Raw genomic sequence first — 11861 nt, forward strand, 5'->3', positions numbered from 1 at the left:
GATAAAGGTTACTTAGTAAACTTCATACGGTGACGAGGAAGGTTTATCTCAGATGCTTTAGGATAAGGTTGACGATGTGTAAGACTGACATCTTCTTTTACTTTAGACACCGTTGTTTGGTTATTATCGTCATCATAGTGATATCTCGGATCAGTGATAAAAGGCAACCTTGCCATTTTGAGTATTTGTACATTAGGGAAGTGATATTCTACTTCTACAGTTCCTAACAGTAAATAACAACCACCACCTACAAAGGGATACTCTGTTAAGCTATCAGGAAAGTGTACTGTATCAAAATAATGACCATTTGCATCTATCCATGTTCCGAAGTACATACTTCCCTTAGAAGTAGGGACATGTTTACGAGCGATTAAGTAACCGAGCATTCTAACCGTTTTTTTGTGATTTTGCAACAGATCACAGACCATTACATCTCCTCTAAACTTAGTTTTAAGTAGTTCAAAGGGCATACACGAAATAGGAAAACCTAGTAATTCTAATTCATCAAAGGCATCTTCATGTACAGAGCGCTTTAATGTAGGGAAGGTATATTCCTGTATTGGCTCTTGTAATAAAGTGAGTGCAGGAGCAGGTTCCTTTTTAGTCAATAGAAGCTTAGCTTGAATGAGCAATTCGTTTTTTTGTTTACCTAAAGACTGAAAAGCTCCGATGAATATAAGCTTTTGTAAAGATTCAATGGCTATAGGAACGCGTTGTATAAAGTCAAAAATAGATTCATACCTCCCATTAGCTTTTCTTTCTTTGAGAATAGTTTTTAGCAACTCTAAACTAATGCCTTCAATGAGTTTTAATCCTAAGTACAAATCTTTACCAATTAAAGTAGTTTGTAGATCACTTGAGTTAACACAAGGAGGCAACACATTAGCACCAGACATAGCTGCTTCGTGTATATATACTTCCGTTCTATAGAATCCCCCTTCATTATTAATCACAGCAGTGATAAACTCTAATGGATAATAAGTCTTCAGATATAAACTCTGATAACTCTCTATCGCATAAGAAGCAGAGTGTGCTTTACAAAAAGAGTATCCTGCAAAAGATTCTATTTGTCTATAGATCTCCTCGCTTAATGCTCTAGGATGACCTTTAGCATCACAGTGCTCATAAAACCTGTTTTTAACTGCTTGTAATCCCTCAAGTGATCGACTCTTTCCACTCATTGCCCTACGCAGTATATCACCATCAGTGGCAGGTAGCCCACCGTAGTGTAGTGCTATTTTAATCACATCTTCTTGGTAAACCATAATACCATACGTTTCACCCAATTGCTCTTCAAAGACAGGGTGAAAGTATTCAAACTCATTGGGATGGTTGTGTCTATAGATGTATTCTTGCATCATTCCACTCTGTGCTACTCCAGGACGTATAATAGATGAGGCAGCTACTAATATTTTGTAATTATCACATTGCAATCTTCTTAAGAGACCTCTCATAGCAGGGCTTTCTATATAAAAACACCCAATCGTATTACCTGTTTTTAACTGCTGATTACACAATTCTTCATCTTTAGACAAAGCGATATTTCGTATATCAACTTCGATACCTTGGTTTTGAAGAATGAGTTCAGCAGCTTCATCAATATGTCCAATACCGCGTTGACTAAGAATATCGAATTTATCAAACCCAATATCTTCAGCTGTATGCATGTCAAATTGCACTACGGGAAAACCCTTAGGAGGAAAGTCTAATGCTGTAAAATTGGTAATAGGGTCTTCAGAAATTAAGATTCCACATGCATGCATAGTACGTTGATTGGGAAAACCCTCTAGCATTTGCCCATATTGATGGATTAAAAGCACGATACTGTTTGTTTTGTGATGTTCTATAGGATTGCGTGTTAACGAGTCTAATTCGCTCTTAGAAAGCCCATATACCTTACCTATTTCTCTAATAATAGAACGATATTTAAATGTAGAGACAGCCCCACAGAAAGCAACGTGTTCTTTGCCGTATTTAGAGAAAATATAACGAAGTATATCATCTCGTTGATTCCATGACCAATCAATGTCAAAGTCAGGGGGCGACTTTCTATTTTGATTTAAAAATCGCTCGAAGTATAAGTCTAACTCTAAAGGGCACACATTAGTAATTCCTAAACAATATCCCACAATACTATTCGCACCACTACCACGACCGATATGCATATATCCTTGGCTATTGCTGTATTGTATAATATCCCAAGTAATTAGAAAGTACCCAGCGAAGTTTAATTCATTGATGACCTTCAGCTCTTTAGCTAATCTTTCTTGAGCCTTGACGTGATCCTTGCCATATATGTTTATCATACCAGTATAAGCAAGCTGCTCTAGCAGATCAGTATCCGTTTGTTTACACTCTGTATAGTGCTTTTTATTTCTAGGAACTTTAAAGGTGAACGAGTAATTACAAGAATTGATTAACTCTTTTGTGTTTTCTATAATAATAGGATAATCTCTAAATTCAACTACTAATTGCTCTTCCGTTTTAAAGATATCAGTAGGAGCCGCACAGTCTCTATCTGTTAGTTTTGACAGTAAAGTATTGTTGTCTATTGCTCTCAAGATACAGTGCAAGTTATAATCCTCTTCATTGAGATGATTGATAGTATGCAGAATAACTATTTTATCCATTAGCGATTTCCACTTTTCAGTATAAAGAAGTGTAAGCTGTTCACTTCTTATACCGATGTATTCATCTTCTTTTAAATGAGTAGGAGCAGAGGCAAAGGGATAAATAATATAGCAATCTTTAAATTCAGGTGCAGTAGTAGATAGAGAAGTATTGCGTTCGTTTAGTTTAGTTAAAAATCTACCTATTTCGCCAAAGCCTTTTTGATTTTTAGCAATAAGGATATAGCGCAATTGATTGTCGTCCCTAATTTCTGTACCTACTATAGGTTTTATCCCCGCCTTTTGACAAGCAGTGATGAACTCATATACTCCACTGAGATTATTAATATCAGTAAGTGCCATAGCACTGATGTTGTGTTCTTGACCTAATTGCACAAGTCGTTGTACGGGAATTGTCCCATAACGAAGACTAAAATAGGAATGACAGTTTAGTAGCATGGGGGGATTTGTTTTTTTGTTATTTCGTTGTTTGTTGTTTCATTGTCTGAATTAGGATTAGAGAATTTGAAGATTAATAGGATATACTAAGTACAGACGCAATACTTTGCGTGTCACACAATCCTATTCAAAAAAGAAATCCTATCAATCATAAAATTATTCCCCATTCTTCATTGTCCATTCCTTATTGTTCATTCTTTCTTTTCAGAAATGCTCCAGAACATCTAGCAACGGCATCTACACCATAGCGTTTTTTCATTCTGTCCATAGCTTGATAGAGCGCCATCATCTCTTCTGTATCCTCAAATAAGTTCATTTGGTAAGTACCTCGTACTAGACCACTAAACTGTACACCTATTAGACGTAGTCGCATTCGACGTTGAAATACCTTGTCAAATAGTTCGTGAACTACCTTGATTAAAGTGTGATCAGCAGAAGTATAACCTATTCTTAACTGTTTCGTTTCTGTATCGAAGTTAGTATAGCGTATTTTTACAGTAACGATAGATGTTAACCACTCTTCAGATCGAAGCTGAAAAGCGAGTTTCTCTACCATACCTGTGAATATAGATCGTAGCATTGGAATATCGATAGTATCCTGGTCGAAGGTGTGTTCAGACGAAATAGACTTGCGTTCTCTATACGGTTCTACAGGAGTAAGGTCTATTCCATTGGCTTTTTTCCATAAGTCAATACCATTTTTACCCAATAACTTCTGTAGTATCTGATGAGGCATTTCAGATAATGTCTGGATATTTCGGATACCAATACGAGAGAGTAGGGTGTAGCTCACCTCTCCTAACATAGGTATTTTACGGATAGACAGTGGATTGAGAAAGGGCTGTACTTCAGGTGCAGTAATATTAAGAGCTCCTTTGGGCTTAGCCTCTCCTGTTCCTATTTTAGATACCGTTTTATTAATTGACAAGGCATAACTCAGCGGTAATCCGGATTCTTGCTGTATTCTTTGTGTTAGTTCCTTTATCCATAACGCAGACCCAAAGAACTTATCCATCCCTGTAAGATCAAGATAAAACTCATCAATACTCGCTTTTTCCATTACAGGTGCTTTTTCGGTGATAATATCTGTAACAAGGTGTGACATTTTTGAGTATAATTGCATATCACCTCTTCTGATGATAGCCTGAGGGCATAATCGAGTTGCCATACGGATAGGCATTGCAGCTCGTACCCCGTATTGTCTAGCTTCGTAAGAACAGCTAGAGACTACTCCGCGGTCTCCACCTCCTATGATAATTGGCAGGCCATTTAGAGAAGAATCTACTAAACGCTCGCAAGACACAAAGAAGGTATCTAAGTCTAAATGTGCAATGGCCCTTTCCATATCGAAATAATTAAAAATTCTTGTACGAAATTACTATCTATGTTAGCAATAATATGTATATTTGATGCTATAAATAATAGCAAATGTCGTTTCTATCAGATAATATAAGGTATTTACGTGCCCAGAAGATTATGTCTCAGCAGAAAGTAGCTGACGAGCTAATGATTACTCGTGCACGTTATTCAAAGTATGAAGAGGGAGCCTCTGAGCCACCTCTAGAAGTATTATTGCGTATATCTCGTTTCTTTCACGTCAGTGTAGACTTGATGATTTCGGTAGACTTGCGCAAAGTTCCTATGCAAGACTTATTAAAGTTAGAGGATAACCGTATCCTATTGCCAATTATGGTTGATCCACATGGTAATAACTTTATAGAGATTATTCCGCATAAAGCTAGAGCAGGATATCTTACAGGATATGCGGATCCAGAGTTTATTCAGAACTTAGATCAGATATCACTACCATTCCTAAAAGAAGGAAAGTATAGAGCATTCCCTATAGAAGGAGATTCTATGCCTCCACATCAGGAAGGGTCTTTTATTATCGGTAGTTATATCGAGCGCTTAGACTATATCCGCAACGGACATACTTACATCATTATTACCGCTAATGAGGGAGTGGTGTATAAGCGTGTGTACCGTATAGATGACGAGACGTTAGAGTTGCACTCAGACAATACTTTTTATGATCCTTATCGCATTAAAGCTTATGATGTCTTAGAGATCTGGGAGTATGCGAGTAGTATAGCGACAGAGGAGTTTAAACCTGAGGATTTAGGTGAACCAGATACTAAAGCGATGTTCCAAGAGATTAGACATATGCTAGGAGAGGTGATAAAGAAAGTGAAGTAGGTTTTTGGTCTATAGTTAACGGCTTACGGTTGACAGTTTTTAGGGAACAAGGAGTAGGGAACGGGAAACAGTAAGTAACTTCATAAGATATATAAAAGATAAGGGCTGTATCAGATAATGATACAGCCCTTATTTTATAATTGTCGATTATTATTAAACCCTAATAACGTAATTAGTAATTATTTATTGATATCGATCAGAATTTTTACTTGTTCTGGGTTGCTAACTAAAGCCTCAAAACCATTAGTAACGATTTCATCAAGACTAATCTTCTTAGTTACTAATTTCTCTACTTCCATACGACCAGAGTCAATCAGATTAATTACCTCAGGGAATATATTTCTATAAGCGATTACCCCTTTTACAGTGATCTCTCTCAATACTTGATCTAAAGCATCGTGTTGAACAGGTTTACCGAATAACGCTACTAATACAGCAGTTCCTCCGTTACGAGTAGACGCAATACCTGTATTATAAGAAGCTTGTACACCAGCACAATCTAAGAATACATTTACCCCTAATCCACCAGTCAAAGCTTTAATCTTAGCAGGAAGATCAGCTTCTGTAGCGTTAAATACATGAGTAGCACCGATTTCTTTTGCTTTTTCTAAGCGTTTCTCAGCCACATCAGTTACGATTACAGTAGATGCACCTGCAGCTAGAGCAGCCTGAGCACATAATAATCCGATAGGTCCTGCACCAGAAACCAATACAGTTTGCCCTACTTTTAATCCACTTTGTAATACTGAGTACACCGCTACAGCAGCAGGTTCTACTAATGCTCCTTGTTCAAAAGACATTGTATCAGGAATTTTGTGAATCATATAGTCTTCTACCACCACATATTTCGCAAAACCACCGTTACCAGCTAAACCGATAAATCCTAAGTGCTCTCCTAAGTTATACTCTCCAGAAGCTACGAATGGGCTGTCGAAGTTTTTGTAGATAGGTTCGATTACTACGCGATCACCTACCTTAATATTTTTTACACCTTCACCTAATTCCTCTACGATACCAGAGAACTCGTGACCTAAAGTCGTTACTCCTTGATGTCCGTTTAATGGATATGGTTTATCTAATGGGATAAGTTGAGGTCCGTGTACATATTCGTGTAAGTCAGAACCACAGATACCAGCGTATTGTACCGCTACTTTTACCTGTCCTTTAGCAGGAGTAGGTATTTCTGTTTGTTCCACTCTAATATCTTTTGCCGCATACCAGCGAGCTGCTTTCATAGTAGTCATGATTATCTTATTTTATGTTTCACTCAAATATACTGAACAAAAATTTTTTAGTTCGTTTATTGCGAAGTTTTCTTGTTAATTAATAGTCAATATTGTGTTATAGTTTTAAGATTATGAGGTTTTTAGAATGTCATCTTCTAAAAAATATGAAATATTCAAGGAGTCGAGTAGTCAATGAAACATATTTTTTTAAACTCTAAAAAAATACAGCACCACTTTTTTTAAAATACAGCTATATGCCTTTATTTTCGAGTCTTCACAGCTGCAGTTCTTTCTTATTTTTTGTTTAAAAGCACTTTAATGGAAACTAATTGAAATAAAATAGAAAAATGTCCTAGTCATTTTTTTGCTTTGTTTTTTATGTAATTTATTGATATATAGTGTTTTGTTTGTTTTTGGTTATAATAGATCTACACTCTAATCCCTTGTAAACACTGTTCTCAACCTAGCTTGTTGGACAGTTTATGGAGAATAACTAATGAATAGTGGGCAAAAAGATTGTTTTGACCAAGGATTGTCCATGAATTGATTAATTACTGTCCTTCTTTTAAAATACCGAATTGTATAAGATAAAGTCTAAAAAAGCAGAATAGGCTACTTTGATAATCTTCATCGGGAGGCAGAAATAGCTCTTAGCCCATATATAGCCAAGGTTTATTCTATTTAGTGATTGTTTGATAGGTTAAATAATTGTGTTGCTGTTGTTTATATCTTGTAAATAAAAAAATAGTACTATGGCAGAGATAAAAGAAGGAATACTAGGTGGAGTGAATGGAAAGATAGGACCAGTGGTTGGTTTTAAATGGAGGGGTAGAAATCTTTTGCGTACTAAACCCAGTAAGTCACATAAGGAACCAAGTGATAAGCAAATCATACAACGCAGTAAGATGGGAATAGTATCCACTTTTGCGAGTAAGGTGAAGGACTTCGTTAATGAGCATTACCCACTTGCCATGATTAATAATAAGCTAGCTACAGGAAAAGAACAGCTTGTATCGATGTTGCTTAAGGAAGGAGTGTTGATGATAGATGGTGAACCTTGTATCGATATATCTACGGTTTTGTTGTCTATGGGTACGCTACCTGCAGCTGCAATGAAGAAGATTACTCGCTTAAAGACAGGACGAGTAAAGGTGTCATGGGACGAGAGTATCACCAATGTCTTGAGCAAAGGGACAGATCGCCTAACGATGGTAGTGTATAGTGAGGTATTAGATGAGTTTGACTTTATAGAATCGATAGCAAAAAGAGAAGATAAATTTGTTCACTTTGACCTCCCTACTGAATGGGTAGAGGGGGACATACACTTGTGGAGCGTGTGGAAATCTGCGAATGGTAAACTGGTAAGTACAAGTACATATCACAATATTATAGAATTAGGGGTAGAAGAAGCTCCATTGGTAGAACAAGAAGAAGTAATAGTACCACAGAGTGAAGGGGCTTCACTAGTAGAGAAAGAGGAAGTAGCGGTGTCTCGGAATGAAGAAATAAGTAAGTATGATACAACAACAGAAAATGAGGTAGGAACTGAGTGTGATCAGAAGGAACAGATAGCTACAACAACGAATACAGTAGAGGTGACTACTGCAGAAAAACTTATGTCTATAGAACCGAGGGAGCCTCGATCCATTTTAGAAGCGATGCAACACTTTAGAGAATGAACAATTGACAATGAGGAATGAACAATGAGGAATGAACAATGATTTTGATTGTAGATATATAGGGGGCAATCCTTCCTTTGTCAGGATAATTTTCGTGGCTGGGGATTATGGGATTGTGTGAGATGCAAAGTATTGCGTCTGTACTTATTATATCCTATTAATTTTTAAATCCTTTAATTCTAATTCAGATAACAATCAACGAAACAACAAAATCACAAATACATTAATTAAGATAATATTATAAGTATAGCTAAGCTAAATTACTGTACTTTGTAATCTTGTTAATAATTAAACTAAATAGATGAATTTAGTAGCTGTGCTATGGGATGCCAACCCAGAAATGATAAAGATAGGATCAGTTCCTGTGAGATATTACGGAGTTCTTTTTGCCCTAGGGATAATATTGGGATATAAGATAGTGAGTTATGTCTTTGATAAAGAGCGTATCCCTCAGTTTTACTTAGATAAATTACTTCTATATATCATAGTCGGTACAGTAGTAGGAGCTAGATTAGGACATTGTTTGTTCTATGAGTTTGATTACTATATGCAGAATCCTTTAGAGATTATCATTCCTTTTGCTAAAGTAAATGGTACTTATCAGTATGTAGGTTTTATGGGATTAGCCAGTCATGGAGGAGCGATAGGAGTGTTATTAGCTATTTACCTATATTGCCGTAAGTATAAAATAGGAGTATTGTGGATATTAGATAAGATTGCATTAGGGGTGCCTATTGCAGGAGCGTTTATACGTTTTGGTAATTTTATGAACTCAGAGATATATGGTAAGCCAACTGACGGTTCATGGGGAGTAATCTTTGCTAATGATGACATGATACCGCGTCACCCTACACAGCTTTACGAAGCATTTGGGTATATCATTACAGGAGTATTTTTGTGGTTTTTATATCACAGTCATAAAGTAAAGAATAATGGAGTAGTGTTTGCTTACTTCTTGATATTAATGTTCAGTACGCGATTTATACTAGAGTTTTTTAAAGAAGATCAAGTGGCCTTTGAACAGAACATGATGTTTAATATGGGACAGTGGTTAAGCGTACCTTTTATATTAATAGGAGTGTTGATGTTAGTATTCCAGAATAAAATGACTAATATTAGCCAGTTTAATTCTTCTAGTTTAGTAGAATCTTCTACTAAGTAAGAAGTAATATATAAGAAAAGAATGAGCGGATTTTCAGAAGAAGTGCATACATATTGGCAGTCTCAGATGATACAAGGGAGTATTATTCATCTTGATGAGGTATTTACACTTGTCTCTAACCCTAGTTTAAAGGAGATGTATAAGGTCATGATTTTAGAAATGACCAATAAACATACGATGGCAGTAGCTACACCATGTGTGGTCGAGGATTTAAAACTAAAAGAGCTAGAGGAGTATACTGTAGAGGTGTTTAGAGAGGCTATTTCGAGTTGTAAGATTGAGTTACACACACCAGATTATATTTATTATTTACCTAATAATAGAATTATTCCTGCCAAACCAATACAAGATAGTATAACGTTTAGACCTCTATCAGAAGAGCATGATGTAGAAGTATTCAGAGCTTTTGAAGCTAAGTGTTCAGAAGAAGATTTAGACGGAGCGTATGTATCTCTAAAGCATTGGGTGGTTTATGGTGCTTTTGATGGAGAAGAGCTTATAGGAGCTAGTAGCGCCTACTTATGGAATGGTACTAGGTTAGCAGATTTAGGTGTGATAATAGGTGAAGATTATCGAGATAGGAGTATTGCTACTCGTTTAGTACAGGCAATATGTATGGATATAATAGATAAAGGTTATGTACCACAGTATAGATGTCAGACAGATAATACAGCATCAGTAGCATTAGCTGAGGCAGTTGGCTTTTCATTATTTGGAGAATGGGAAGTAATCTTAGCAAAAGAATAAGTAAATAATTATATTAAAAAAGGCCCTTATAGAGTTTCTATTAAGGGTCTTTTTGGTTTTATACAGTTAATTATTAATGAGATACTACGAGGATTTTGTGCTATTAGTAAAGTATATTACTGCTGAATATGTTATATGTTGTATAATTGTGTATATTTTATAGTATATTTTCTTTTTTAATGTTTTTTATTTGAGTTATTTTTAAAATTAGTATAATGTAGTATTTTTATTTTATTAGTGTTAAAAAATAATCTAATTTTGTTAACATGAGAATTTGTAAATAAAACTGTGTATAACAATTAAAAAAATACTATGAAAAAGAAACTACTACTTGCCAGTACTGTTTTTATGGCTTTGAGTACTACATATGCACAAGAAGGAGTTGGGATTGGGAAATCAATTTTACCTGATGCTACTGCTGTATTGGATGTAGGTGCTACAAATAAAGGGATTTTGATTCCTCGAGTAACATTAACAGGAGAAGAAGATAATAACACTATAACGGGAGGAGCGTATCCTGAGAGTTTATTAGTGTACCACTTAGGAGGAAATAATCATCCATTAACTAAAGGATTCTATTTTTGGTCAGGTGGTAAATGGAATGCTTTAGTATCTAAGACTAGTACTACAACATCTGAGGTGTTGACAACTTTAGAAATATCTGCTGATGGAGAGAAAGTAGTATTGACTTATACAGGTGAAGATAAACAACCTGTGCCAATCGCAGTTTCTGATAGATTACAAAAAGATCCTAGCTTTAATGCCTATATTAAGAGCTTAGTTACTTCTACTGCAGCAGGTGTTGAGCTTGTAGCAGGAGATGGGATAACAGTTGTTGCTGTACCGCCAGCAGCAGGTGAAACAGTTACTAAATACACGATTTCTGCAAATCCAGTAGGTATTACTTTAGCTGGAGACGTGACAGGTAAAGGGACAGAGACAGTTGTAGAGAGAATTAATGGTGTGAATGTAGCTAAACCTTCTGATGCTGATTTCGGATTAGCATTAGTGTATGATGAAACTACTAAAACATGGAAACCTGGTAAACCTAAAATTGATAATACAAGTGTTACTGATAAAGCTAATTTAACAGTGGATTCTTCACTTGATTTTTCGAATGGTACAGGTACTGGAGCTTTATTATCTGCTACAGGATTAAAAGTAAAAGCAGGTGGTATTACAGATACACATTTAGCAGTAGATGCAGTAACAACAACTAAAATAGCAGCTAACGCAGTAACTACAGGAAAGATTAAAGGAGGAACAGTTGGTCAGGTGTTAGTGTCTGATGCATCAGGTTCAACAGAATGGGTTGATCAAACAACTATCGTACCTAAGTTAGAAAATGTAACAGTAGATGGATCTCTTGATATGACAGGAGGAGCTGGAGCAGTATTAGCGGCAACAGGTTTAAAAGTAAAAGCAGGAGGTATTGCAGATACACATTTAGCAGTAGATGCAGTAACAACAACTAAAATAGCAGATAAAAATGTTACTTCTGCAAAAATAGCTGGAGGAACAGATGGCCAAGTGTTAGTGTCTGATGCAACAGGTGCAGCAAAATGGGTTAATCAAACAGCTATTGTTCCAGCATCAAAAACTGTAATAGTTGATAATTCAATTGAATTAATAGGTGGAGTAGGAGCAGTATTAGCTGATACAGAATTAAAAGTAAAAGCAGGGGGTATTGCAGATACACATTTAGCGGCAGATGCAGTAACAACAACTAAAATAGCAGATAAAAATGTTACTTCTGCAAAAATAGCTGGAGGAACAGATGGTC

The 11861-nt window shown here is 35.9% G+C and carries 8 protein-coding genes; 5 read left to right on the forward strand and 3 right to left on the reverse strand.

The window, feature by feature from the left end:
* Positions 1-8: 8 nt before the first annotated feature.
* Complete coding sequence (locus BMX53_RS17745) at positions 9-3068, reverse strand: DNA polymerase III subunit alpha (protein WP_074748201.1); 3060 nt, start codon at positions 3066-3068, stop codon at positions 9-11.
* Positions 3069-3252: 184 nt separating this feature from the next.
* Positions 3253-4413 carry a DNA polymerase IV gene (gene dinB / locus BMX53_RS17750; protein ID WP_063175061.1) on the reverse strand — a complete coding sequence of 387 codons (1161 nt, stop codon included), beginning with the start codon at positions 4411-4413 and terminating at the stop codon, positions 3253-3255.
* Between the two features lie 83 nt (positions 4414-4496).
* On the opposite strand from dinB, the gene BMX53_RS17755 reads away from it, so the two are divergent.
* On the forward strand, positions 4497-5264 hold the full coding sequence (locus BMX53_RS17755) for an XRE family transcriptional regulator (protein WP_063175062.1): 768 nt from the start codon (positions 4497-4499) through the stop codon (positions 5262-5264).
* A gap of 179 nt (positions 5265-5443) precedes the next feature.
* On the opposite strand, the gene BMX53_RS17760 is transcribed toward BMX53_RS17755, so the two are convergent.
* On the reverse strand, positions 5444-6499 hold the full coding sequence (locus tag BMX53_RS17760; RefSeq protein WP_205627532.1) for a 2,3-butanediol dehydrogenase: 1056 nt from the start codon (positions 6497-6499) through the stop codon (positions 5444-5446).
* 743 nt (positions 6500-7242) lie between these two features.
* Here BMX53_RS17760 and BMX53_RS17765 point away from each other — a divergent pair.
* The 4 genes from BMX53_RS17765 to BMX53_RS17780 all read left to right on the forward strand — a co-directional run.
* Complete coding sequence (locus BMX53_RS17765) at positions 7243-8169, forward strand: DUF6266 family protein (protein WP_074748203.1); 927 nt, start codon at positions 7243-7245, stop codon at positions 8167-8169.
* A 301-nt stretch (positions 8170-8470) separates the two neighbouring features.
* Positions 8471-9331: a prolipoprotein diacylglyceryl transferase gene (gene lgt, locus BMX53_RS17770; protein ID WP_063176897.1), complete on the forward strand. Its 861-nt coding sequence runs from the start codon at positions 8471-8473 to the stop codon at positions 9329-9331.
* A 21-nt stretch (positions 9332-9352) separates the two neighbouring features.
* Positions 9353-10078 (forward strand): GNAT family N-acetyltransferase, encoded by a 726-nt coding sequence (locus BMX53_RS17775; protein ID WP_063176898.1) that lies wholly within the window; start codon positions 9353-9355, stop codon positions 10076-10078.
* A gap of 312 nt (positions 10079-10390) precedes the next feature.
* Positions 10391-11861 (forward strand): hypothetical protein (locus BMX53_RS17780; protein WP_074748205.1); only part of this gene is annotated, 1471 nt, incomplete at its 3' end.

Origin of the sequence: Myroides marinus, from assembly GCF_900109075.1 — a bacterium.
GTDB classification, from domain to species: domain Bacteria; phylum Bacteroidota; class Bacteroidia; order Flavobacteriales; family Flavobacteriaceae; genus Flavobacterium; species Flavobacterium marinum_A.